Origin of the sequence: Streptomyces sp. Ag109_O5-1 (assembly GCF_003814875.1) — a bacterium.
In the GTDB taxonomy this organism is placed as follows: domain Bacteria; phylum Actinomycetota; class Actinomycetes; order Streptomycetales; family Streptomycetaceae; genus Streptomyces; species Streptomyces sasae.
Map to the genome: position 1 here is coordinate 4,834,180 of NZ_RKQF01000001.1, position 23,594 is coordinate 4,857,773.

A 23,594-nucleotide genomic window follows, 5' to 3' on the forward strand; every position below is an offset into this window, starting at 1 on the left:
GCCCGGTCGCGCCCACGCGGCGGTAGCCGCACATTCATACGGCCCCGCGCCCCTGTCGGGGCGCTAAAGGATCACGTGGGGCAGGAAGCGGGCGTAGTCGTCCGTCACCAAACCCTGGGACTCGCGGATGCCCAGGCCCGCGGCCTCCTCCCCCACCACCCACGCGCCCAGCACCACATGGTTGCCGTCGAAGGTCGGCAGGGGGGCCAACTGCTGGTAGCAGCACGGCTCTTCGCGTATCACCGGGGCATGGCCGGGCTCGTGCACGACCACGCCCGCGCCCTCCCGGCCCAGCAGCGGCTTGCTGACGTAGCCGCCCGCGGCCGCCAGCTCCCTCGGGCCGTCCACGTACGCCGGGAGCAGGTTCGGGTGGTCCGGGTACAGCTCCCAGAGGACGGCGAGGAGGGCCTTGTTGCTGAGCAGCATCTTCCAGGCGGGCTCGATCCACATCGTCGTGCCCGTGCCGCCGCCGTTGTCCAGGGTGGCGAGGGCGTGGTCCGCGAAGGCGTCGGCCGTGAGCCATTCCCACGGGTAGAGCTTGAAGCAGGCACGGATGAAGCGGAGCCGGTTGTCTACGAAGCGGCCGGAGAGCGTGTCCCAGCCGATCTCCTCCATGGAGATCCAGTCGGTGTCCAGGCCCGCCTGCTCGGCGGTCTCCTTGAGGTACGCGACCGTCATCAGGTCCTCGCCGAGTTCGTCGGCGGCGGAGTGGGCGAAGTGGAGCGGGGCGCCCGGCGGGAGGAGGCGGGCCTGTGCCCGCCAGGCCTCGACGAGGCGTTCGTGGAGGCTGTTCCACTGGTCGGCGCCCGGGAAGCGGTCCGCCATCCAGAACCACTGGGCCGAGGCCGCCTCCACCAGGGAGGTGGGAGTGTCGGCGTTGTACTCCAGGAGTTTCGCCGGGCCCGTGCCGTCGTAGCGGAGGTCGAAGCGGCCGTAGAGGGAGGGGAGTTCGGCGCGGCGGCGCCATGACTCGGTGACGGCCTCGACCACGCGCGGGTCGGTGATGCCGAGGTCGGTGAAGCGGTTCTTCGCCACGATGTGGCCGGCGGCCGCCAGGCACATCGTGTGCAGTTCCTCGACGGTCTCCTCCAGCGCCTCCACCTCGTCCAGGGTGAAGGCGTAGTACGCGCTCTCGTCCCAGTACGGGCGCAGGACGCCGTCGGGGTGACGGGTGAGGGGATAGATCAGGCCCTGTTCCTCGACGGTCCGCTGCCAGTCGGGGCGAGGGTCGGTCGTATGGCGCCGCATGGGAACCGGTCAGCCGCCGGAGCTGTCGTGGCCGCCGCCGAAGCCGCCGCGGTGCACGCTGTGACCGCCGCTCGACGAACCGCCCGAGCCTCCGCCGGACTTGGTGAACGAGCCGCCCTTGACCCAGCCGCTCCGCTTCTTGCCGCCGTAGTAGTAGCCGGCGTTGACGGCGGACTTGGCGGAGGTGCAGTCCTTGTCGGAGACGACCTGGTAGCCCTTGGTGGCGCGGTAGCTGTCGCGGTCGACGCAGCGCTTGTCGGGGTCGGAGGAGCAGGCGGTCAGGGCGGCGGCCAGGAGGCCCATGCCGCCCAGGACGACCGTGCCCGAGCGCATTTGCCGACGTATGTCCGCCATGTCCGTGATCCCCCGTGCCGCCCCGTGCGATGTCCGGCGACAGTCTAGACGAGCGGTTTCGGCCCCCCTGATTGTCATGTACAGGTAAGAAAATCATGTGAAGCCCCCGCCGATCCTTACGGCGCCCCAAGTCGCCCGGGTACCGTCCAGCCTGCCCCCTGGGTGAACGATCAACTTCGAATCTACGCGCGCAGAACGATCGCCGCACGACCCGCACCGCCATCCCTCTCGCATCCCCCACCGATGGAGGAATGACAGATGCCCGGCTTTGCCACCTCACGCCGCAAACTCACCACGGCCGCGGCCGTGTTCGGCCTGCTCGCCGCCGGTGCCGCCGTCCAGGCCACCAGCGCCGCCACCCCCGCGCACGCGGCCACCGCCTACCGCGTCCTGTTCGACGACGGCCACGCCGAGGAGGCCGGCAACGCGGACTGGATCATCTCCACCAGCAAGCCGGACCCGCTCGGCGAGGACTCCTCCCCGTCCTCAGAGACGGACTGGACGGGCGCGCTGTCGTCGTGGGGTGTCGCCCTGCAGCAGACCGGCGACTACAGCCTGAAGACCGCCACCAGCGCGCTGACGTACGGCGGTTCGTCGTCGACCGACCTGTCGAAGTTCGACGCGCTGGTGCTGCCCGAGCCCAACACGAAGTTCACGACCGCCGAGAAGACGGCCATCATGAACTTCGTCAAGAACGGCGGCGGGCTGTTCATGGTCTCCGACCACACCGGCGCCGACCGCAACAACGACGGCTACGACGCGGTCAAGATCCTCAACGACCTGATGACCAACAACAGCGTCGACTCGTCCGACCCGTTCGGCTTCTCCATCGACTCGCTGAACATCAGCTCCGGCTACCCGAAGGCCATCAGCGACAGCAGCAACGCCGTCCTGCACGGCTCCTTCGGCACCGTCACCAAGAGCCTGATCGCCAACGGCACGACCGCCACCCTCAAGCCCTCCGACAACTCCAACGTCAAGGGGCTGCTGTACCGCAGCGGCTACTCCGGCAACACCGGCGCCTTCTTCCTGACGTCCACCTTCGGCAGCGGGCGGGTCGCCTTCTGGGGCGACAGCTCCCCGATCGACGACGGCACCGGCCAGTCCGGCAACACCCTGTACGACGGCTGGAACGACAGCGGCGCCACCAACGCCGCCCTCGCCCTCAACGCCACCGCCTGGCTGGCCGGCGCCAGCTGACGCACCAGGGGTGGAGCGGGTCCGGGGTGCGCCCCGGCCCGCTTCTTACTTTCCTCCCGGCCACCGTTTGCTCCTCTCGCCTAAAGTCCCTTTGTGCTCTTTGGAATGGTGTGCGCGCTCACGGCCGCGATCTGCTTCGGTACGGCGACGGTCCTGCAGGCGATGGCCGCGCGGGCGGCCGGTGACGGCGGGGGCGGGGAGGCCGCGCTGCTGCTGCGGGCCGTACGGCAGTGGCGGTACGTGGTCGGGCTGGGGCTGGACGGGCTCGGCTTCGTGTTCCAGATCCTGGCCCTGCGGTCGATCCCGATCTACGCGGTGAGCGCGGCCCTGGCGTCCTCCCTCGCGGTGACGGCGGTGGTCGCCGCACGGCTGCTGCGGGTGCGGCTGAGCGGGGCGGAGTGGACCGCGGTGGGGGTGGTGTGCGCTGGGCTCGCCATGCTCGGCCTGGCCTCGGGGCCGGAAGGGGACCACGCCGGGTCGATGACGCTGAAGTGGGTGATGCTCGGGATCGCCGTGGGCGTGCTGCTGCTCGGGCTGGCCGGCGGGCGGCTGTCCGGGCGGTGGCGGGCACTGGTCCTCGGGCTCGGCGCGGGGTTCGGGTTCGGGGTGGTGGAGGTGTCGGTCCGGCTGATCGACACCCTGCGGCCGGCCGGACTGCTGGCCAACCCCGCGACCTATGCCCTGCTCATCGGCGGCGGCGCCGCCTTCATGCTGCTGACCTCGGCCCTGCAGCGTGGCTCGGTGACCACGGCGACGGCCGGCATGGTGATCGGCGAGACGATCGGTCCGGCGGCGGTCGGGGTGGTGTGGCTCGGGGACCGCACCCGGGAGGGCCTGACCTGGCTGGCGGTGCTGGGGTTCACGGTGGCCGTGGCGGGGGCGCTGGCGCTGGCCCGGTTCGGCGAGGCGCCGGACGTGGCGGACGCCGGCCCCGAGGCGGCGGAGCCGGTCAGCCCATCGCGTCCGTGATCCCGTCCCAGAGGCGGGTCCGGGCCTCCAGGGCGACGAGGACGGCCTCGACGGCCTCGCTCCAGCGCTGTTCGTCGGTGCCGCACAGGTCGGCGACCATCTGGAGGGCCATGGGGGTGTGCTCCTCGCCGTCGACCTCGATATGGCGGGCGAGGTAGTCGCGGAAGAGCGGGAAGCGGCCGGTGCCCTCCTCCTCGATCACCTGGTCGAACATGTCCGGGATCAGGTCCTCGCGGGAGAAGGCGAAGGCGGCGGCCCGGCAGTGCAGCGGGCGGTCGGCGATGATCTCGAAGGTGGTGCGCACGAACTCCGCGGCCGGGGCCGGGACCCGGGCCACCCGGAGGGCCGCGTCGACGTCATGGCCCTCGGCGAGCAGCGCGACGAAGGTGTCGACGGGGGCGGTGTCGGCCGACGCCTCGGTCATGGCCGCGCGGTAGAGCTCGAAGTGGCTGGTGAAGCCGCCGTTCAGCTCGTCGCTCTCCTCGACCAGCACGATGTCGTTGATGAGCCGGCGGGCGACGGCGGAGCCGCGGGGCACCCAGGGCACGTCGACGCAGGTCAGCTCCCGCTGGAGCGACTTGAGCAGGGACATGAAGTCCCAGACGGCGAAGACGTGATGGGTCATGAACGTCGCCAGACGATCCCGGTCGGATATCCGCCGGTAAAGCGGGTGGGCGGTCACTTCTTTTCGCGCGGATTCGATCACCGAACGCGCCTGGTCAATTGCCTCCTGGCCTTCTCGGGTCAGATTCCAGACGTACCTCGACATGACGTTCTCCTTTGTTCCGGGACGGCGATCGTGCAACGTTCACAGCCACCCGGCAAGCACTTTCTGAAATTCCGCGCGAGTTACCCGAAGTAGCCGACAACAGAAGCCGCCAAGGCCATAGAAAGCGCTATAAAAAGTTACGTTCCGGACACGTTCCAGACATCTCCCCAGGCACGCCCCCGGGCCGCAAAAAATCTCGTTGAATCTTTGAACGCCAAGTGTGTCCATTCCGTAAAGGACACCGTGACCAGTAATCCCGTCACCGTCACCGTGGCCTATCACGTGATGCCGGGTCGCGAGGCCGACTTCCACTCCTGGGGGTGGGCCATGCTGGGCGCGAGCGCCCGTCAGCCGGGGTTCCTCGGCGGTGGCGTCCTTGTCGACCAGGAGGCGGAATGGCATGTCGTGTATCGCTTCGCCACCGAGGACTCGGCGCTGGCCTGGGAGAACTCCCTGGACCGCGGAGAGTGGGAGACCCGGACGGACGGCATCGCCCGGCCCACCGGTCGCCGTAGCGTGCGCGGCTCGAAGGTGTGGTTCGACTCGCTGGCCGGGCCGGCGCCCCTGCCACCGCCGCCTGCCCCTCCGGCGAAATGGAAACTGTGGTTCATCAACATGAGCGCGGTGTTTCCGCCGGTTCTGCTCTTCAATATCATCGTGATTCCCCATCTCGGCGGCCTCAATCCGCTCATCCGCACTCTGCTGCTCTGTCTCTGTGTGACCGCGCTTGTCACCTGGATTCTCATGCCGCGACTCCAGCGTTTCTTCAAGAAATGGCTGTACCCGCCGCTGCAGGCACTGCGCGGGCGGCACAAACGACGGGCCGCATAGGCCCGGGAACTACCCGAGGGAGGTGGGCGGGTGAAGACCCTGCTCATCGACAATTACGACTCGTACACCTACAACCTGTTCCAGTTGATCGCCGAGGTCAACGGCGAGGAACCGGTGGTGATCCGCAATGACGAAAGGGGCGGCACACCCTCCGGTCTCCCCTCTCTCGCGGAGTTCGACAACGTGGTGGTGTCCCCCGGGCCCGGGCATCCCGGAAACGCCCGCGACTTCGGCATCAGCGCCCGCGTGATCGCCGAGTCCACGGTCCCCGTGCTCGGGGTCTGCCTGGGCCACCAGGGCATCGCGCTCGGGGAAAGGGCCCGGGTGGCGCCCGCCCCGCAGCCGAGACACGGGCATCTGACCAGGGTCCGGCACGACGGGCGGGACCTGTTCGAGGGGCTGACCCAGGACTTCACCGCCGTGCGCTACCACTCGCTGGCCGTGCACGAGCCGCTGCCCGCCGTCCTGGAGGCCACGGCCTGGGCCGAGGACGGCGTCCTGATGGGCCTGCGCCATCGCGAACGGCCGCTGTGGGGCGTGCAGTTCCACCCGGAGTCGGTGCTGACCGAGTACGGCCACCGCATGCTGGTGAACTTCCGCAACCTGACCGCCCGGCGGACCCGCAGAGCGCGCACCAAGAACACCGCCGTCCCGCCGGCCGTGGCGGTGATACCGAGGCCCAGGTCGGCGGCCGCCGCCTCCGGGACCGGTCCGGCGGCGGGCATCCCCCGCCCACGGCAGGGGGACCACCCCGGGCCGGCGGCTCTCGCCCCGCCAGGCGATCTCTCCCGGCCACGCGGTCTCTCCCGGTCAGGGGATCCCACCCGGCCAGGTACTCACTCCCGGTCGGGCGAGCTGTCGCGGTCGGGTGATCCCTCCCGGCCAGGTGGGCGCCCGCGCCCCGCCCATCGCCTGCACACCCGCCAGATCGCCGGTGCCGTCGACACGGAGGCGGCCTTCTCCCGTCTCTTCGCCGCCTCGCCCCGGTCGTTCTGGCTGGACAGCTCGCTCGTCGAGCAGGGCCGCTCGCGCTTCTCCTTCCTGGGCGACGACAGCGGTCCGCTCGCCGAGTTCGTGCGGTACGACGTCACGGCCGGGCGCTGCACGGTCGAGCGGGCCGGACGGCCGCCGCGCAAGGTGTCGGCGAGCGTCTTCGACTATCTGAAGCGGCAGCTGACCAGCCGCCGGGTGGACGCCGACGGGCTGCCCTTCGACTTCACCGGTGGCTATGTCGGCTACTTCGGCTACGAGACCAAGGCCGACTGCGGCTCCCCCAACACGCACCGGGCCGAGACCCCGGACGCCTGCTGGCTGTTCGCGGACCGGCTGATCGCCGTGGACCACGAGGAGGACGTCACCTACGCGGTCTGCCTGGCGGAGGACACCCCGCGGGCGGCCCAGGAGGCCGAGGAGTGGCTGACGGAGACACTGGCCCAGCTGACGTTCCTCACCCCGGGCACCCCGACGCCCGCCCCGCCCGCCGCCGAGGGGCCGGACCTGGAGGCCGCCGAGCCCTGGCTGGTGCGCGACCGGGCCGGCTACCTCGCCGACATCGAGGCCTGCCAACGGGAGCTGCGGGCCGGCACCAGCTACGAGGTCTGTCTGACCAACGCGGCCCGACTGCCCGCCCCGGCCGACCCCTACGCCTTCTACCGGGAGCTGCGCCGCGTCAACCCGGCGCCGTACGCGGCCTTTCTGCGCTTCGGCGACCTGGACGTGGCCGGTTCCTCGCCGGAGCGGTTCCTGCGGATCACCCGGGACGGGGTGGCCAAGGCCAAGCCCATCAAGGGCACCGCGCCGCGCGGGGCGACGCCCTTCGAGGACGACCGGCTGCGGGACGCGCTGGCGGCGGACGCCAAGACCCGCGCCGAGAACCTGATGATCGTCGACCTGCTCCGCAACGACCTGGGCCGGGTCTGCCGTACCGGAACCGTCCGGGTGCCCCGCCTGATGGCCACCGAGTCGTACGCGACCGTGCACCAGCTGGTGTCCACGGTGACCGGACGGCTGCGGGCCGGGACGGACGCGGTGGACTGCGTGCGCGCCTGCTTCCCCGGCGGGTCCATGACGGGCGCCCCGAAGCTGCGCACGATGGAGATCATCGACGGTCTGGAGACCGAGGCCCGGGGCGTGTACTCGGGGGCGCTGGGCTACCTCGGGTGCAGCGGCGGCGCGGACCTCAACATCGTGATCCGTACGGCCGTGATCACGGACGGCCGGATGCAGCTGGGCGCGGGCGGGGCGATCGTCCTGGACTCGGACCCGGCCGCCGAGTACGACGAGATGCTGCTGAAGACGGCCGCGCAGATGCGGGCGCTGCGGGAGCACACGGAGGCCACGGCGGACGCCGTGGAGGAGGCCGCCCGATGACGCTGCCGCTGACCCGTACGGACACGCGCACGGGTGTCCGTACGGACACCCGCACGGACACCGTCAACCTCGCCGGCCGGCTGGCCGGCCTGGCCGAGCGCCACGGCTGGACCGACCGGCCCGCCTTCCACCAGGGCCACCGGGCCTGGACCCACGGCGAGGTGCACGGGCTCGGGGCCCGGGCCGCCACGGTCCTCGCCGGGCAGGGTGTCGGCCCCGGCGACCGGGTGGTGCTCGCGCTGCCGGACGGGATCGCCTGGGTGGTGGCCTTTCTCGCGGTCGCCCGGCTCGGGGCGGTCGCCGTCCTGGTCAACCCCGAACTGCCCGCCGCCGACCACGCGTTCATGGCCGCCGACACCGAGGCCGTGCTGTGTCTGACGGGACCGGGCATGGAGGATCGTTTCATCGACCGTCCCCGCTTCGGCGCCGACCAGCTGATCGCGCTGGCCCCCGCCGCCGATCCGGCGCCCGCCCATCCGGTCGACGGGGACAGCCCGTTGTATGTGCAGTACACCTCGGGGACGACGGGCGCGCCCAAGGGGGTCGTCCACACGCATGCCCACCCGGCGGCGTACTACGACCTCATCGGCTGGCCGCTGCTCGGCATCACTGCGAACGACGTCACCCTGTCGGTGTCCAAGCTGTACTTCGCCTACGGCTTCGGCAACGCCTTCGTCTTCCCGCTCTTCTCGGGGTCCAGCGCGGTCCTGGTGGACCGGCGTCCGGCCCCGGCCGCGGTGGACGAGCTGGTCGCCCGGCACCGGGTGACCCTGCTGTACTCGGTGCCGTCCGCGTACGCGGCGCTGGTCGCCGACCGGGGCACCGGGCAGCACCGGACCTGCTTCGCCTCCGTACGGGCCGCCGTGTCGGCCGGCGAGGGGCTGCCGGCCGGGCTGGGCGACCGGGTGACGGAGTTGCTCGGCGCGCCGGTACTCGAACAGATCGGCTCCACCGAGGCCGGGCACGCCTTCTGCGCCAACAGCCTGGACCACAACCACCCCGGCACCGTGGGCCGTCCGGTGCCCGGGTTCGAGGTGGAGCTGCGCGACCGCGACGGCCGGCCGGTCCCGGACGGGCACGAGGGGGAGCTGTGGGTGCGCGGGCCCACGGTGACGCCCGGCTATCTCAACCGGCCCGAGGAGACCGCCCGCACCCTGGTCGGCGGCTGGCTGGCCACCCACGACCGGGCGGTCCGCGAACCCGACGGCGCCTACCGGCACCTGGGCCGCAGCGACGACATGGAGATGGTCGGCGGGATCACCGTCTCCCCGCTGGAGGTGGAGGCCGTGCTGCGCACCCATCCGGCGGTCCGGGAGGTCGCGGTGGCGGCGGTGCCGGACGGCACCGGCGCCGGACGGCTGCGCGCCTTCGTCGTCCCGGCCGTGAGCCCGGCGCCGACGGGGCTCCAGGAGGAGCTGCTGGCGCTGGCCCGGGAGCGGCTGGCCGCGTTCAAGGTCCCGCGCAGCGTCAGTCTCCTTCCCTCCCTGCCCCGCACCCCGACCGGGAAGCTCCGCCGCCATCTGGTCCGCCAGGGCGCTTGGTGACACCGGCCGATCTGTCTGAAAGGAACGTCTCCATGCAGGAGTCCCTCATCGGCGAGCGCGGGTTCTATCTGGGCCCGCTGTTCCGGCGGGCGGCCGACCGGCACGGCGGGGTGTTCGTCACCCTGGACCGTCCCCTGGACACCCACCCGGACCTCGGCGTCCGCCTCAGCTATGTGGAACTGGCGGACGCCGTCGAGGAGTTGTCGGCGCGACTGTGGGCGGCCGGGGTACGGCCCGCCGAGCAGGTCGTCGTACACAAGACGGACAACGTCGACATCGTGCTGCTGACCTGCGCGATATCCCGGATCGGCGCGGTGCCCGTACTGCTCTCCCCCGCACTGGCCGGTGAGGTGGTGGGCAAGATGCTCCCCAGACTCCGGCAGCCGTGGCTGGTGACGGACGCGGCGAAGCTGGCCGGCCTGGACGTCAAGGGCCTGGTCCGGCAGACGCTCACCGTCGACACCGTGCCCGGACTGGTGTCCCTGGCCGAGCACGCCGGCGCCGAGGTCCCGCCGGCGATCCGGCTGCATCCGCGCGAACCCGCCCTGATCACCCACAGCTCGGGCACCACCGGCGTCCCCAAGCTCGCCGTGCACTGTCCGCAGACCATGTGGAACCGCCTGGTCCCGCAGCAGGCGATGGGCTGGCCCACCCGCGGCGAGGTCGCCGCGCTGCACATGTCGTTCGTGCATTCCCGCTTCTACCACCTGCTCGGCGTCCTGCTGCACTTCGGCAGCCCGCTGCTGCTGATCACCGACCCGGACCCGGCGAAGGTCGGCCCGATGCTGGCCCGGCACCGCCCCGGCATCGTCGAGACCCACCCCAACACCTTCGTCCTGTGGGAGGAGCTGGCGGACGCGCCGGGCGCCCCGCTGTCCCGCGTGAAGTCGTACGGCTCGACGTTCGACGCGATCCATCCGCGCACGGTACGAAGGCTGCTGAACGCCTCGAAGCGCCGGGCTCCCTGGCTGATCCAGCTCTACGGGCAGAGCGAGACCGGCCCGGTCGCCTTCCAGTGGTTCACCCGGCGGACCGTGGCCCGTGCGGACGGGCGGCGGGTCGGGATCGGGATACCGGGGTTCACGCGCGTCCGCGTCACCGGCTCCGACGGGCTGCCCGCCGCGCCCGGCACACCCGGCCGGATCGAGGCCCGTACCCGGGGCCGCATCCTCACCTACCTCGGCGCCCGGGACCAGTACGAGCGCCAGCTGGACGGCGAGTGGTGGCAGATGGGCGACATGGGCTACCGGAACCGGCTGGGCGCCCTGTATCTGATCGACCGCGAGATCGACCAGATCGACTCCGTGCACAGCAACCTGGAGGTCGAGGACACCCTCATGGACCGCCTGGAGGAGCTGCGCGAGGTCGTCATCGTGCCGGGCGCGGACCGGGAACCGGTCCCGGTGGTGTGCGTGCGCGGGGAACGGCCGCTGGATCCGGAGCGCTGGCGGGAGGCGACCGCCGACCTGCCCGCGATGGCGGAGCCCAGGCAGTGGAAGTTCGAGGAGCTGCCGATGACCGCGACCTGGAAGGTGAAGCGAGTGGAGATCACCCGGATGCTGGCGGCGGGTGTGCGCGCGTGACCGCGACCCCGGTCGTGGTGGTCGGCGCCGGGCCCGTCGGCCTGTCGGCGGCACTGGCGCTGCGGGCGCGCGAACTTCCGGTGCTGCTGCTTGAGGCGGATCCCGAGGACCGTGAACGGCCGGGCAGCCGGGCCCTGTTCGTGCACCGTGAGACCCTCGCGCTGCTCGACGCCATGCGGCCGGGGCTGGCCGACGAGATCACCTCGTACGGCCGGACCTGGCACACCCGGCGCACCCTGTACCGGGGGCGGGAGGTGTACTCCCGCACCTTCCCGCCCCCTTCCGGCCGGCCGCCCTTCACCAGCCTGCGCCAGGTGGACACCGAGCGCTTCCTGCGGGACGCGTGCGGGCGGGCGGGTGTGGAGTTCGCCTGGAACGCGCGCGTGATCGGCGTCCGCTGCACCGCCTCGGGTGTCTCGCTGAGCTGCGCGGACGGGCGGGAGGTGAGCTGCGGCCAGGTGATCGCGGCGGACGGCGCCCGCTCCGCCGTCCGGGCCGGGCTCGGCATCCCCATGGAGGGCACGCACGGCGAGGGCTTCCACGTGGTCGTGGACGTCGCCGACCGGCCTGGCGAGGAACTGCCGCTGGAGCGGGTCTTTCACTACGAGCATCCGGGCGTCGGCGGCCGCAGCGTGATGCGGGTGCCGTTCACCGGGGGCTTCCAGGTGGACCTGCAGTGCCACGCCGGGGACCGGGCGGAGGAGTACGGCACGGAGGAGGCCGTACGCGGCTGGCTGCCCGGGGTGGTGGGCGAGGGGTACGCGGACCGGATCCTGTGGGTGTCCACGTACCGCTTCCTGCGCAAGGTCGCGGCCTCCTTCACCGACCCGCACGAGCGGGTGCTGCTCGTCGGGGAGGCCGCGCATCTCTTCCCGCCGTTCGGGGCGCGCGGCATGAACAGCGGGATCGCCGACGCGGCGGCCGCGGCGGAGGCGGTGGCGACCGGGACGGTGGCCGACTTCGCGGCCGTACGCCGGGCGGCGGGCCTGTTCAACAGCGAGGCGGCCGGGGTCGCCCTGGACCATCTGCGGCCCCGCCGCCGGATCGTACGGCTGCGGCAGCGCGCGGCCGCCGCGCTGGCGCCGGTCCTGCCGTCCTGCGGATCCTGGCTGGAGCACGCGCCCTACGGGCCACGGCACGGGGCGCCTGCGCTGGCGGGCCGGAAATACTGAGGAGGCGACGAGCGTGGGCTCACAAGTGACGTCCGGCGAGGGGCTGTTGGCGTGGTCCCCGGCCGGCGGGCTGCGGCCCGCCGAGGACGCGGCGCCCGGCGGGCGGCTGCTGGTCGCGGACTCCTGGCTGGTCCGGGACGGCAGGGTGCGCGCCCTCGACCGGCACGAGGAGCGTTTCCTGCGGTCCTGCGGCGAGTGCGGCGGGCCGCCGCTGCGTCGGCTGCTGGAGTTCTGGCAGGACATGACGGCCGCGCTGCCCCGCACCGGCGCGTGGTTCCCGCGGGTGGAACTCGCCCCCGGCTCGATGGAGTTGCGGCTGCGGCTGCGGCACACGCCGCCGCTGCGGTCCGAGGTGCGGGTGTGGGCGGCCGGCCAGTCCGATCCGCGGACCGTCCCCCGCCGCAAGGGACCGGACCTGGACACGCTGGCCCGGGTCCGCGGCCGGGCGTCCGGCGGGGGCGCGGAGGAGGCGGTGCTGGTCGCACCCACCGGGATCGTGCTGGAGGCGGCCACCGCCAGTGTGCTGTGGTGGGAGGGCGACACCCTGTGCCTGCCCTCGCCGCGGCTGCCCGTGCTGCCCGGGGTAACCGTCGCCCTGATCCAGGAGCGGGCCCAGCGGTCCGGGATCCGGCTGGCCCACCGGGAGCGGACCGTGGCCGAGCTGGACGGCCACGAAGTGTGGCTGGTCAACGCGCTGCACGGGATCCGGCCGGTCACGGAGTGGGTCGGTGAACCGCTGCGGGCGCCACGGGCGGCTCGCGCCGGGGAATGGCGGACGTGGCTGGACGGCGCGATGGAGCCGCTGCCGGGCCACTGAATCGACCGTCGAAAAGGGAAGACAAGACAATGCGCCGGATCGGATCCGACCCGGCGCATTCCTTGCTGGCTGAATTAATCCGGATTAATTCGTCCGCACCACTCTCGCTGCCCGAATTACTTTTGCTTGGGCTGATAGGCCCCGGGCACCATCCGGGTGGCGATCGCGATCCGGTTGTAGGCGTTGATGACGGTGGCCGCCCAGATGAGGGCCGCGATCTGGGCCTCGTCGAAGACCTCGGCGGCCTCGGCGTACACCGCGTCCGGGACGTGGCCGTCGTGGACGAGGGTCACGGCCTCGGTCAACTCCAGTGCGGCGCGCTCCCGTTCGGTGAAGAAGGGGGTCTCCCGCCAGGCGTTCAGCGCGTAGATGCGCTGCTCCGTCTCGCCCTCGGCACGGGCGTCCTTGGTGTGCATGTCGAGGCAGAACGCGCAGCCGTTCAGCTGGGAGGCACGGATTCTGACCAGTTCGAGGAGTTCCGGTTCGACCTTGGCGTCCTGGGCCGCGGTGACGGCGGCGGCATGCAGGGAACCCATCGCCGCGGAGACGTCGGGGGTGATTTTCTTGAGGGCCACACGGGAAATCTGATCACCATTGCTCATGGGGAGACTCTAGCCTCCGGAATTCAATTCCGAGGGCCGTTGTCCGCGAATTCGTGGGGCTCATTCACGGGACGCTGATCACAGCCGGGTCGGACAGCACCGTGCACAGGGTGTCCAGCGCTCCCGACCAGGAGTGGTCGGCGGGGGTGCCGTAGCCGAGGACGAGGGCGTCCGGAGGGGTGACGGCGGCGGCCGGGTGGCGGTGGCGCGGGGTGAGGCCTTCGACGGCGAGGCCGCGTTCGGCTGCGGCCGGGATCACCCGCCGCAGGGTGCCGGGCGGGAGCCGCAGGACGATGTGCAGTCCGGCCGCGATGCCGGTCACCCGGATCGCCGGGGCGCGTTCGGCGAGCGCGGCGACCAGCTCGTCCCGGCGCCGCCGGTAGCGGGAGCGGGAAGCGCGGACATGGCGGTCGTAGGCGCCGGAGGTGATGAACTCGGCGAGCGTCAGCTGGTCCGGCGCCCCGCAGGTGTCCACACCGCCCTTGGCCTCGGTCACCTCCCCGGCCACGGCCGGCGGCAGCACCATCCAGGCCAGCCGCAGCCCGGGGGCGAGGGACTTGCTGGCCGTGCCCAGGTAGACCACCTCGTCGGGGGCGAGGCCCTGGAGGGCGCCGACGGGACGGCGGTCGTAGCGGAACTCGCCGTCGTAGTCGTCCTCGAGGACCAGGCCGCCGGTGCGCCGCGCCCAGTCCACGACGGCCGCCCGCCGGTCGTGGTGCAGCGCGACGCCCATCGGGAACTGGTGCGAGGGGGTCAGCAGCACCGCGGCCGGACCCGGCCCCAACTGCCGGATGTCCGTGCCGAGTTCGTCCATGGGCAGCGGAACCTGGCGCAGCCCGGCCGCGGTCAGCAACTGCCAGTGCTCGTCGAGGCCGTACGACTCCACGGCGACCGTGTCCGCGCCGCGCGCCCGGAGAAGGCGGCCCAGCAGGGTCAGGCCGTGACTGAACCCGGCGCAGATCACGATGCGTTCGGGGTCGGCGCGCACGCCGCGGGCGCGGGCCAGATAGGCGGCGAGCGCGGTGCGCAGTTCGACGCGGCCGCGCGGATCGCCGTAGCCGAAGGCCTCGTTGGGGGCGGCGGTGAGGGCTCGGCGGGCGGCCCTGAGCCACTCGGCGCGCGGGAAGGCGGAGACATCGGGGAAGCCGGCCCGCAGGTCGTAGGCGGGGCGGTGGGCGGCCGTACCGCCGGCCGGGGTCGTGGTGTGCGTCCCCGAGGGCAGGGCGGGCACTCCGGCCGCCACCCTCGTGCCGGAGCCCTGCCGGGCGGTGAGCCAGCCCTCGGCGACCAGGTCGGCGTAGGCGTCGGCGACGGTGTTGCGGGCGATGCCCAGGTCGGCGGCGAGGGAGCGGGACGAGGGCAGCCGGGTGCCGGGGACCAGCCGGCCGCTGCGGACGGCCTCCCGCAGGGCGTCGGTCAGGCCCCGGCGCAGGCCCGGACCGGCCGGTTCCAGGTGCAGGTCGATACCGAGAGTGGCCCATGTTTTCCCCATGGAAATGGACCATACCTCTGGGCTGCCTGACTCCTACGCTGGAGACATGACCACCGAAGAGACGATTCAGTACGCGCCCGAGCACACCCCCCGCCTGGCCTGGGCGCAGCACGCACCCGAGGTCTACAAGGCGATGGTCCGGCTGGACGGAGCCGCCCGTAAGGGCCTGGACGCCAAGCTGTTCGAACTGGTGAAGATCCGTGCCTCGCAGCTCAACCACTGTGCCTACTGCCTCGACATGCACACCAAGGACGCGCTCGCGGCGGGCGAGAGCATCGAGCGCATCGTTCAGCTCAGCGCCTGGGAGGAGTCGAAGCACTTCTACACCGAGCAGGAGCTCGCCGCGATCGAGCTGACCGAGGCGATCACCGTGCTGACCGACGGCTTCGTGCCGGACGAGGTCTACGAGCGGGCCGCCAAGCACTTCGACGAGGTGCAGCTGACGCAGCTGATCGCCTCGATCATCGTGATCAACTCCTGGAACCGGTTCGCCGTGACGACCCGGATGGTCCCCGGGCACTACACGCCGGGGCAGCACGGGTGAGCAAGGCCGGCGTCTTCCGGTCGCTGCACCACGGGCGCCCGCCGGGAGACCCCCTCGTCCTGCCCGGACCGTGGGACGCGGCCAGCGCCCGGGCCCTGGCGGCGGCCGGCTTCCCGGCGCTGGCGACGCCCAGCGCCGGGGTCGCGGCCTCGCTCGGGTACGCGGACGGGCAGACCCCGGCGGCGGAGATGTTCGCGGCCGTCGCCCGTATCGCCCGGTCCGTGGACGTGCCGGTGTCGGCGGACGTGGAGGACGGCTACGGGCTGGCGCCGAGGGAGCTGGTCGAGCGGCTCCTGGAGGCGGGGGTGGTCGGCTGCAACCTTGAGGACTCCCACGGGGGCGTCCTCAAGGACCCGCACCGGCACGCCGAGTGGCTGGCCGAGGTCCGTTCGGCGGCCGGCGGCCGGCTGTTCCTCAACGCCCGCGTCGACACCTTCGCCCGCGGGGTCACCGATCCCGACCGGGCCATCGAGCGGGCCGCGCTGTACGTGGCGGCGGGCGCGGACTGCGTCTACCCGATCCACGCCCCGGCCGCCCTGCTCCCCCTCCTGCGCTCCGGCATCGAGGGCCCGCTGAACATGTACGCGCGCCCGGACGGCGACGGCCCCGCGGCCGCCGGACTCGGCGAACTCGGGGCCACGCGCATCACGTTCGGACCCGGACTGCTGCGGCTGGCGCTGCGGTCGCTGGACGGATTCGGACGCTAGGAGAAGGCTTCAAGGGCTTCAAGGGCTTCAAGGGCTTCAAGAGAGGACGCTAGGAGATCCACTCCTTCCACACGGAGGGATGGTCGTCCACCCACTTCTTCGCGGCCTCCTCAGGGCTCAGCTTCTGGTCCGCGATCATCAGGGAGACCTGGTCCTGGTCCGTGGTCGTCCACCTGAACTTCTTCAGGAAGGCCGCCGCCCTGCCGCCGCTGTGCGCGAAGTCCGCGTTGAGGTACTTCTGCAGCGGGGTGTGCGGATAGGCGCAGGCGACCTTGGCCGCGTCGGCGTCGCAGCCCTCCTTGTACGCCGGGAGCTGCACCTCGGTCATCGGCACCTTCTTGAACAGCCACTGGGGTGCGTACCAGTAGGTGAGGAAGGGCTTCTTCTCCTTGGCGAACTGCTTGATCTGGGTGATCTGGGCGGCCTCGGACCCGGCGAAGACGACCTGGTAGTCCAGCTTCAGGTTGCTCACCAGCGCCTTGTCGTTGGTGACGTACGACGGCGAGCCGTCCAGGAGCTGCCCCTTGCCGCCGCTCTCCGCGGTGCGGAAGAGCGAGGCGTACTTGTTCAGGTTCTTCCAGTTCGTGATGTCCGGATGCTGCTTGACCAGGTAGGTCGGCACGAACCAGCCGATGTGCCCGGTGACCCCGAGGCCGCCGCCCCGGGCGATGGTCTTCTTGTCCTCGACGTACCGCTTCTCCTGGTCCGGGTGCCCCCAGTCCTCCAGGATGGCGTCGACCCGCCCCTGGCTGAGCGCGTCCCACGCGGGCACCTCGTCCACCTGCACGGTGTCGACCCGGTAGCCCAGCTTGTGCTCCAGCAGGTACTGGGCGACGGCGACATTGGACTGCGCGCCGACCCAGGACTGCACGGACAGGGTGACCGTCTTCGAGCCCTGCGCGTTGGCGAACGGCGAGGCCTGCTTGGTCATGTCGGCGGCACCGCAGCCGGTCGCGAGGACCAGCACGGCGGCGGCGATGAGTGTCGTACGACGCATGGTCACGCTCCCTTCTCCGTGCGGCGTTCCGTGGGCTGGGTGACCCGGTCGAGCATCAGCCCCAGGCAGACGATGGCGGCACCGGCCACCAGCCCGGTCGCCAGGTCGCCCTGGGCCAGACCGAAGGCGACGTCGTAGCCGAGCGCGCCGCCGCCCACGAGCCCCCCGATGATGACGACGGCGAGGACGAGCACCACACCCTGGTTGACGGCGAGCAGCAACGCGGGCCTGGCGAGCGGGAGTTGGACCTGCGTCAGCTGCTGGCGGCCGGTCGCGCCGAGCGACCGCGCCGACTCCAGGGCGGCCGGGTCGACCTGGCGCAGACCCTGCGCGGTGATCCGTACGACGGCCGGCAGCGCGTAGACGACGGCCGCCGCGACGGCCGGGGCGCGGCCGACGCCGAACAGGGCGACGACCGGGATCAGGTACACGAACTGCGGCATGGTCTGGAAGACGTCCAGGACCGGACGCAGCGCGCGCTCCACGCGGTCGCTGCGGGCGGCGGCGATACCGGCCGCGAAACCGAGGACGAGCGTGACCGCGACGGCCGCGAGGACCTGCGAGAGCGTGTCCAGCGACGGCTCCCACACCCCGAGCACACCGATGGCGGCCATCGCGAGGACGGCGGTGAGCGCGGTGCGCCAGGTGCCGATCAGCCAGGCCAGCGCGGCGATGATGAGCAGCACGGACCACCAGGGCAGCCACTGCAGCCCGGCGCGGAGCGGATCCAGGATCCAGGTGGTGAAGTGCCCCGCCCAGTCGGCGGTGCCGCCGACGACCGGGACACCCGAGTAGAGGTGGGCGGTCATCCAGTCGACGGCGCGGTTGACCGGTTCGGCGAAGTTCAGGGTCCAGGCGGTGGGCCAGTCGAGCCGGCCGAGGAGACGGGCGGCGAGCGCGACGGCCAGGGTGCCGCCGAGGGCGTACGCCCAGGCTCGGGGGCGGGCCTGCGCCTCGGTACGCTCCCCCGCTGCCGCCGTGATGCGGTCCAGTACGACCGCGAGCAGCACGATCGGAATACCGGCGGCGAGGGCCGCGCCGACGTCGACCGAGGCGAGGGCCTGGTAGACGCGGTCGCCGAGGCCGCCGGCGCCGATGACGGAGGCGATGACCGCCATCGACAACGCCATCATGATCGTCTGGTTGAGGCCGAGCAGGAGTTCCTTGCGGGCCAGCGGGATACGGGCGGTCAGCAGCCGCTGTGTGCGGGTGGCGCCCAGCGACTCCACGGCCTCCAGGACCTCGGGGTCGGCGTGGCGCAGGCCCAGGGCGGTGAGCCGGGCCATGGGCGGGGCGGCGTAGACGACGGTGGCGAGGACGGCCGCGGGGACGCCGATGCCGAAGACCAGGACGACGGGGAGGAGGTATGCGAAGGCGGGGAGCACCTGCATGGTGTCGAGGACGGGACGCAGGGCGCGGTGCAGCCGGTCGGAGAGCCCGGCACCGAGTCCGAGCACGACACCGACGGCGACGGACGCGAGGACGGCCACGACCATCAGCGCGAGGGTCTGCATCGTCGGCACCCACATGCCGAGGGCACCGCAGACGAGGAACGCGGCGGCCGTCCCGACGGCCAGCCTTGTCCCGGCGACACGGTGGGCGACGGCGGCGGCGAGCACGGTGACGCCGGGCCAGCCCGCGGCGAGGAGGGCCAGGTAGACGGCGCGGACGGTGAGGACGACGGCGTCGCTGATGTAGCCGAGGAAGTAGAGGAAGAGGGGGTGGGTGTCGCGGTTGTCGATGACCCAGTTGCTGGCGGAGGTCAGGGGCGCGGAGAGACTGACGGTGAGGTGGTGCGGCCAGGCGGCGGAGCCCCAGTGGGAGCCGGCGACGGGCACGAGGATCGCCGCGACGACGGCCAGGGCGAGGAGCTTGCGTACGGCGGGATGAACCGTGCGCATCGCTCGCGGAGTGGGAACACTGATCGTCGCCATCAGACGCCCTCCGGGTCGGTGCCGGGAACGGGGGGTGTCGCTCGCCCGCGCTGCCGGGGCACCGCCGCGCCCACCCGTGCCACCCCAGCGGCACGACCGCCCGCGGCCGGGCCGGCCGGATCTTCATGGCTGTCCGCGGCTGGGTCTTCATGCTTGCCTGCGGCGGCCGGGTCTTCCTGACTGCCGACGGCTGCGGAACGCCCCGTCAGGGGCGCGGGGAACTGCGCGATCGGCCCATGACCGCCCGCGGCCGAAGCACTGCCCGCAGCCGCCTTCGCCACGACGCCGAGCAACGCCTCCGCGTCCACGACCCCGACGCACCGGTCCCCCTCCACGACCCGTGCCGGGACGCCGGATCCCGCCACCACCTCGATCGCTTCGGCGACCGTCGCCCCGGGGCTCACCGCCGGCCCCGCCGCGGCCTCCGCGCCCTCCGTCGGCCTCATCGCGGTGCGGACCGTCATCACCTGCTCGCGCGGTACGTCCCGCACGAACTCCCGGACGTAGTCGTCGGCGGGCGAGCCGACGATCTCCTCCGGGGTGCCCAGCTGGACCACCCGGCCGTCGCGCATCAGGGCGATGCGGTCGCCCAGTTTGAGCGCCTCCGACAGGTCGTGCGTGATGAAGACCATCGTGCGGCCCTCCTCGCGGTGCAGGCGGACGACCTCCTCCTGCATGTCCCGCCGGATCAGCGGGTCGAGCGCGCTGAACGGCTCGTCGAAGAGGAGGACCTCGGGGTCGACGGCCAACGCCCGTGCGAGGCCGACACGTTGGCGCTGGCCGCCGGACAGCTGGCTCGGGCGGCGCTGTTCCATGCCCTCCAGGCCGACCTTGGCGACGACCCCGGCGGCCCGCTCGCGTCGCTCGGACCTGCCGACGCCCTGGATCTCCAGGCCGTACGCCACGTTGTCGAGGACGGACCGGTGCGGCAGGAGTCCGAAGTGCTGGAAGACCATCGCGGCCCGGTGCCGGCGCAGTTCACGCAGTCGGCCCTTGTCCATCGCGCGGACGTCCTCCCCGTCGATGGCGATCGTGCCGGCCGTCGGCTCGATGAGCCGGGTCAGACAGCGGACCAGCGTCGACTTGCCGGAACCGGACAGGCCCATCACCACGAAGACCTCGCCCTTGCGTACGTCGAAGGAGACGTCGCGGACGGCGGCCGTACAGCCGGTGCGGGCGCGGAGATCGGCCGGTGACAGTCCGGTCAGCTCGGGGTCCGCGGGGACCCGGCCGGCCTTCGGGCCGAAGACCTTCCACAGCCCGTCGACGGAGAAGACGGGGGTCGTCACAGCTGTCGTGACCGGGGTCGTACTCATCACGCACCGCCCTTCAGCAGGTCCACGGCCCTCTCGCCCACCATCAGCACTCCGATCATGGGGTTCACGGCCGGCATGGTCGGGAAGACGGACGCGTCGGCGATCCGGATGCCGTCGAGACCGCGGATGCGCAGCTCGGGGTCGACGACGGCCTGCTGGTCGTCGGTCGCACCCATCCGGCAGGTCCCCGCCGGGTGGTACACCGTGTGCGCGGCCTTACGGGCGTACTCGCTCAGCTCGGCGTCGCCCTGGATCTCCGGCCCGGGGCACACCTCGCGCTTCAGCCAGCCGGCCAGCGGCTCGGCCTTCGCGATCTCGCGGGCGATGCGGATGCCGTCGACGAGGGTGCGGCCGTCGTAGTCGTCCTCGTCGGTGAAGTAGCGGAAGTCCAGCGCGGGCTTCACGGACGGGTCGGCGCTGGTCAGGCAGAGGCGGCCGCGGCTGTGCGGCTTGGGGATGTTCGGGGTCATCGAGACGCCGTGCGCGGGGCGTTCGTAGCCCAGCCGCTCGGGGTTGTCGGTGAAGGGGACCTGGTAGAAGTGGAACATCAGGTCCGGGCCCGCGTGTCCGGGGTCTCGGCGGACGAACAGGCCCGCGTCGGAGTCCATCGCGGAGTTCTCGGGGATCGGGCCATGGGTCTCCCAGACGATCACCGACTCGGGGTGGTCGAGGAGGTTCTCGCCGACGCCCGGCAGGTCGTGCGCGACCGGGATGCCGAGGGCTTCGAGGTCCTGGGCCGGGCCGATGCCCGAGTGCAGCAGCAGCCGCGGGGAGTCGACCGCGCCCGCGCACAGGACGACCTCGTCGCGGGCCCGTATCAGCAGGTCCTCGCCGTCCTTGGTGCGCACGTGCACGCCCTCGGCACGGGTGCCGTCCAGCTCCAGCCGGTACGCCCAGGTCTCCAGCAGGATCGTCAGGTTCGGACGCTCGTCCATCACCGGGTGGAGGTAGGCGACGGACGCGCTGGACCGCTTGTTGTTCTCGGGGTGGTAGGCGAGGTCGAAGAAGCCGACGCCCTCGGTGAACGGCTTGCGGTTGAAGCCCTCCACGCGCGGGACGCCCAGCGCCTGCTGCGCCGCGTCGACGAAGTCGCGGGCGATGGCGTTCCGGTCCTTCTCGTCGACCGGGACGATGTTGTTGAGGAGGCGGGCGTAGTACGCCTCCATCGGGACCGCGCCCCAGCCCTTGGCGCCGGCCTGCTCCCACTCGTCCCAGTCGGACGGCAGCGGCTTGAAGGAGATGAGGGTGTTGTGCGACGAACAGCCGCCCAGCACCCGGGCGCGGCTGTGCCGGATGTGGGAGTTGCCGCGCGGCTGCTCGGTGGTCGGGTAGTCGTAGTCCAGCTCGCCGCCGAGCAGGCCCATCCAGCGGCGCAGGGTGAGGACGTCGTCGCGGTCGACGTCGCTGGGGCCGCCCTCGATGACGGCGACGGTGACGTCCGGGTTCTCGGTGAGGCGGGAGGCTATGACGGAACCGGCGGTTCCGCCGCCTATGACGACGTAGTCGTAGGTGTGGGACATGGGGAGGTACTCCAAGAGAGCTTTGTGCGTACGGCGGTCGGCGGTGGGCTCAGCCGGCGAACCAGCGCACCGGCCTCGGCGCGAGGTTCTGGTAGACGTGCTTGGTCTCGCGGTACTCGGCGAGCCCGGCGGGGCCCAGTTCGCGGCCGGTCCCGCTCTTTCCGAAGCCGCCCCACTCCGCCTGCGGGAGGTAGGGGTGGAAGTCGTTGATCCAGACAGTGCCGTGCCGCAGCCGGCCGGCCACCCGGCGGGCGCGTCCCGCGTCGGCGGTCCAGACGGCGCCGGCGAGACCGTACTCGGTGTCGTTGGCAAGGGCGACGGCCTCGTCCTCGGTGCGGAAGGTCTCGACGGTGAGGACCGGCCCGAAGACCTCCTCGCGTACGACCTTCATCTCGCGGTGGCACTGGTCGAGGACGGTCGGCTCGTAGAAGTAGCCGGTGGCGGGGCGGTCGGCGGACGGGTCGGGGCGCTTGCCGCCGGAGCGCAGTACCGCGCCCTCGGCCAGCGCCGACGCGACGTACGCCTCGACCTTGGCGCGCTGCTGCTCGGAGACGAGGGGGCCGCACTCGGCGCCGTCGGCGGTGCCGCGGCCCAGCCGGATCTTCGCCGCCCTGCGGGCGAGTTCGGCGACGAACCGCTCCCGGACCGGTTCCTCGACGATCAGCCGGGAGCCGGCCGAGCAGACCTGGCCGCTGTGGATGAACGCGGCGTTGAGGGCCTGGTCCACGGCGGTGTCGAAGCCCTCGTCCGTGGCGCAGGCGTCGGCGAAGACGACGTTGGGGTTCTTGCCGCCGAGTTCGAGGGCGACCTTCTTGACCGACACGGCGGCCGCCTGCGCGACCTTGACCCCGCTGACCAGTCCGCCGGTGAAGGAGACCAGGTCGACGTCGGGGTGCTCGGCGAGACGGGCGCCGACGGTGTGGCCGGGGCCGGTGACGAGGTTGGCGACGCCGGCGGGCAGCCCGGCCTCCGCCAGCAGCTCGATCAGTGCGATCGTCGTCAGCGGGGTGATCTCGCTCGGCTTGATCACGAAGGTGTTGCCGGCCGCGAGCGCCGGGGCGATCTTCCAGCTGGCCTGGAGCAGCGGGTAGTTCCAGGGCGTGATCAGCGCGCAGACACCCACCGGTTCGTTCACGACGACGCTGTGGATGTCGGCCGAGCCGGCGTCGACCACCCGGCCCGCGCCCTCCGCCACCACCAGGTCGGCGAAGTAGCGGAAGGCGTCGGCGACGCAGTCGATGTCGACGCGGCCTTCTTCCAGCGTCTTGCCCGCGTCCCGGCTCTCCAGCAGGCCGAGTTCCTCCCGGACGTGCACGAGCAGGTCGGCCGCCCGGTGGAGCAGGGCGGCGCGTTCGGCGACCGGGGTGCGGGGCCAGTCGCCGGTGTCGAAGGCGCGGCGGGCGGCGGCCACCGCCGCTTCCGCGTCCTTCTCGTCGCCCTCGGCGACCACGGCGAAGGGCAGGCCGTCCGCGGGGTCGATGATCTCGCGTGTCGCTCCGGAGACGGCTTCCAGCCATTCGTCTCCGACCCGGATGGTCGCTCGTGCCGTTCTGTCCGCCATGATCGGTATTGCCTTCCGTTCCTGTTCGGTGCCCCTGTGTGACAGACAGGTCACACTCGGGGAC

The 23,594-nt window shown here is 72.1% G+C and carries 19 protein-coding genes and 1 pseudogene; 10 read left to right on the plus strand and 10 right to left on the minus strand.

Annotated features, from left to right (window positions below; genetic code table 11):
* Positions 1-63: 63 nt before the first annotated feature.
* Complete coding sequence (locus EDD90_RS21975; RefSeq protein WP_123974668.1) at positions 64-1,248, minus strand: glutathionylspermidine synthase family protein; 1,185 nt, start codon at positions 1,246-1,248, stop codon at positions 64-66.
* 9 nt (positions 1,249-1,257) lie between these two features.
* A complete protein-coding gene (locus EDD90_RS21980) occupies positions 1,258-1,602 on the minus strand; it encodes a hypothetical protein (protein WP_123974669.1) in 345 nt (114 codons plus the stop codon).
* A gap of 258 nt (positions 1,603-1,860) precedes the next feature.
* Between EDD90_RS21980 and EDD90_RS21985 the strand changes: the two are divergent.
* Together EDD90_RS21985 and EDD90_RS21990 are read left to right on the plus strand one after the other, a co-directional pair.
* A pseudogene (locus EDD90_RS21985) lies at positions 1,861-2,799 on the plus strand (hydrolase); the annotation flags it as partial.
* A gap of 108 nt (positions 2,800-2,907) precedes the next feature.
* Positions 2,908-3,771 carry a DMT family transporter gene (locus EDD90_RS21990; RefSeq protein WP_123981481.1) on the plus strand — a complete coding sequence of 288 codons (864 nt, stop codon included), beginning with the start codon at positions 2,908-2,910 and terminating at the stop codon, positions 3,769-3,771.
* Here EDD90_RS21990 and EDD90_RS21995 read toward each other — a convergent pair.
* Positions 3,752-4,540 carry a DUF3050 domain-containing protein gene (locus EDD90_RS21995; protein WP_123974671.1) on the minus strand — a complete coding sequence of 263 codons (789 nt, stop codon included), beginning with the start codon at positions 4,538-4,540 and terminating at the stop codon, positions 3,752-3,754. The genes EDD90_RS21990 and EDD90_RS21995 overlap by 20 nt on opposite strands.
* Positions 4,541-4,783: 243 nt before the next feature.
* Between EDD90_RS21995 and EDD90_RS22000 the strand changes: the two genes are divergently transcribed.
* From EDD90_RS22000 to EDD90_RS22025, 6 genes are read left to right on the plus strand one after another with little or no spacing between them, the layout of a single operon-like run.
* A complete protein-coding gene (locus EDD90_RS22000) occupies positions 4,784-5,371 on the plus strand; it encodes a hypothetical protein (RefSeq protein ID WP_123981482.1) in 588 nt (195 codons plus the stop codon).
* A gap of 30 nt (positions 5,372-5,401) precedes the next feature.
* Entirely contained in the window at positions 5,402-7,741 is a 2,340-nt protein-coding gene (gene pabB, locus EDD90_RS22005; protein WP_123974672.1) for an aminodeoxychorismate synthase component I, read from the plus strand.
* Complete coding sequence (locus tag EDD90_RS22010; RefSeq protein ID WP_123974673.1) at positions 7,738-9,285, plus strand: AMP-binding protein; 1,548 nt, start codon at positions 7,738-7,740, stop codon at positions 9,283-9,285. The genes pabB and EDD90_RS22010 overlap by 4 nt, the downstream gene beginning before the upstream one ends.
* A gap of 32 nt (positions 9,286-9,317) precedes the next feature.
* Positions 9,318-10,868 (plus strand): class I adenylate-forming enzyme family protein, encoded by a 1,551-nt coding sequence (locus EDD90_RS22015; RefSeq protein WP_123974674.1) that lies wholly within the window; start codon positions 9,318-9,320, stop codon positions 10,866-10,868.
* The gene (locus tag EDD90_RS22020) at positions 10,865-12,040 is read left to right on the plus strand and encodes an FAD-dependent monooxygenase (protein ID WP_123974675.1); all 1,176 of its coding nucleotides are present in this window, start codon (positions 10,865-10,867) and stop codon (positions 12,038-12,040) included. Before EDD90_RS22015 ends, EDD90_RS22020 begins: the two co-directional genes overlap by 4 nt.
* Positions 12,041-12,053: 13 nt before the next feature.
* Positions 12,054-12,857: an aminotransferase class IV gene (locus EDD90_RS22025; protein ID WP_123974676.1), complete on the plus strand. Its 804-nt coding sequence runs from the start codon at positions 12,054-12,056 to the stop codon at positions 12,855-12,857.
* A 116-nt stretch (positions 12,858-12,973) separates the two neighbouring features.
* On the opposite strand, the gene EDD90_RS22030 is transcribed toward EDD90_RS22025, so the two are convergent.
* Both EDD90_RS22030 and EDD90_RS22035 read right to left on the minus strand, forming a co-directional pair.
* Positions 12,974-13,459 (minus strand): carboxymuconolactone decarboxylase family protein, encoded by a 486-nt coding sequence (locus tag EDD90_RS22030; RefSeq protein WP_123974677.1) that lies wholly within the window; start codon positions 13,457-13,459, stop codon positions 12,974-12,976.
* A gap of 64 nt (positions 13,460-13,523) precedes the next feature.
* Positions 13,524-14,951: a PLP-dependent aminotransferase family protein gene (locus tag EDD90_RS22035; RefSeq protein ID WP_123974678.1), complete on the minus strand. Its 1,428-nt coding sequence runs from the start codon at positions 14,949-14,951 to the stop codon at positions 13,524-13,526.
* A gap of 46 nt (positions 14,952-14,997) precedes the next feature.
* Between EDD90_RS22035 and EDD90_RS22040 the strand changes: the two genes are divergently transcribed.
* A complete protein-coding gene (locus EDD90_RS22040; RefSeq protein ID WP_123974679.1) occupies positions 14,998-15,495 on the plus strand; it encodes a carboxymuconolactone decarboxylase family protein in 498 nt (165 codons plus the stop codon).
* Positions 15,492-16,202, plus strand: coding sequence for an isocitrate lyase/phosphoenolpyruvate mutase family protein (locus EDD90_RS22045; RefSeq protein ID WP_123974680.1), 711 nt, complete (start codon positions 15,492-15,494; stop codon positions 16,200-16,202). Before EDD90_RS22040 ends, EDD90_RS22045 begins: the two co-directional genes overlap by 4 nt.
* A gap of 49 nt (positions 16,203-16,251) precedes the next feature.
* On the opposite strand, the gene EDD90_RS22050 is transcribed toward EDD90_RS22045, so the two are convergent.
* Genes EDD90_RS22050 through EDD90_RS22070 form a run of 5 tightly spaced genes read right to left on the minus strand, consistent with a single transcriptional unit; the run spans position 16,252 to position 23,530 of the window.
* Entirely contained in the window at positions 16,252-17,199 is a 948-nt protein-coding gene (locus EDD90_RS22050; protein ID WP_123974681.1) for an ABC transporter substrate-binding protein, read from the minus strand.
* Between the two features lie 2 nt (positions 17,200-17,201).
* Positions 17,202-19,133 (minus strand): proline/glycine betaine ABC transporter permease, encoded by a 1,932-nt coding sequence (locus EDD90_RS22055; protein ID WP_123974682.1) that lies wholly within the window; start codon positions 19,131-19,133, stop codon positions 17,202-17,204.
* A complete protein-coding gene (locus tag EDD90_RS22060; RefSeq protein ID WP_123974683.1) occupies positions 19,133-20,449 on the minus strand; it encodes a glycine betaine/L-proline ABC transporter ATP-binding protein in 1,317 nt (438 codons plus the stop codon). The genes EDD90_RS22055 and EDD90_RS22060 overlap by 1 nt, the downstream gene beginning before the upstream one ends.
* On the minus strand, positions 20,449-21,969 hold the full coding sequence (locus tag EDD90_RS22065; RefSeq protein WP_123974684.1) for a GMC family oxidoreductase: 1,521 nt from the start codon (positions 21,967-21,969) through the stop codon (positions 20,449-20,451). The genes EDD90_RS22060 and EDD90_RS22065 overlap by 1 nt, the downstream gene beginning before the upstream one ends.
* Positions 21,970-22,018: 49 nt before the next feature.
* Positions 22,019-23,530, minus strand: a complete 1,512-nt coding sequence (locus EDD90_RS22070; RefSeq protein WP_123974685.1) for an aldehyde dehydrogenase family protein — start codon at positions 23,528-23,530, stop codon at positions 22,019-22,021.
* Positions 23,531-23,594: the final 64 nt, after the last annotated feature.

Coding starts and splice junctions, on each gene's coding strand:
- EDD90_RS21975 (WP_123974668.1), bottom strand. CDS start 1,248: ATGCGGCGCCATACGACCGACCCTCGCCCCGACTGGCAGCGGACCGTC.
- EDD90_RS21980 (WP_123974669.1), bottom strand. CDS start 1,602: ATGGCGGACATACGTCGGCAAATGCGCTCGGGCACGGTCGTCCTGGGC.
- EDD90_RS21990 (WP_123981481.1), top strand. CDS start 2,908: ATGGTGTGCGCGCTCACGGCCGCGATCTGCTTCGGTACGGCGACGGTC.
- EDD90_RS21995 (WP_123974671.1), bottom strand. CDS start 4,540: ATGTCGAGGTACGTCTGGAATCTGACCCGAGAAGGCCAGGAGGCAATT.
- EDD90_RS22010 (WP_123974673.1), top strand. CDS start 7,738: ATGACGCTGCCGCTGACCCGTACGGACACGCGCACGGGTGTCCGTACG.
- EDD90_RS22015 (WP_123974674.1), top strand. CDS start 9,318: ATGCAGGAGTCCCTCATCGGCGAGCGCGGGTTCTATCTGGGCCCGCTG.
- EDD90_RS22030 (WP_123974677.1), bottom strand. CDS start 13,459: ATGAGCAATGGTGATCAGATTTCCCGTGTGGCCCTCAAGAAAATCACC.
- EDD90_RS22035 (WP_123974678.1), bottom strand. CDS start 14,951: ATGGGGAAAACATGGGCCACTCTCGGTATCGACCTGCACCTGGAACCG.
- EDD90_RS22040 (WP_123974679.1), top strand. CDS start 14,998: ATGACCACCGAAGAGACGATTCAGTACGCGCCCGAGCACACCCCCCGC.
- EDD90_RS22050 (WP_123974681.1), bottom strand. CDS start 17,199: ATGCGTCGTACGACACTCATCGCCGCCGCCGTGCTGGTCCTCGCGACC.
- EDD90_RS22055 (WP_123974682.1), bottom strand. CDS start 19,133: ATGGCGACGATCAGTGTTCCCACTCCGCGAGCGATGCGCACGGTTCAT.
- EDD90_RS22060 (WP_123974683.1), bottom strand. CDS start 20,449: ATGAGTACGACCCCGGTCACGACAGCTGTGACGACCCCCGTCTTCTCC.
- EDD90_RS22065 (WP_123974684.1), bottom strand. CDS start 21,969: ATGTCCCACACCTACGACTACGTCGTCATAGGCGGCGGAACCGCCGGT.
- EDD90_RS22070 (WP_123974685.1), bottom strand. CDS start 23,530: ATGGCGGACAGAACGGCACGAGCGACCATCCGGGTCGGAGACGAATGG.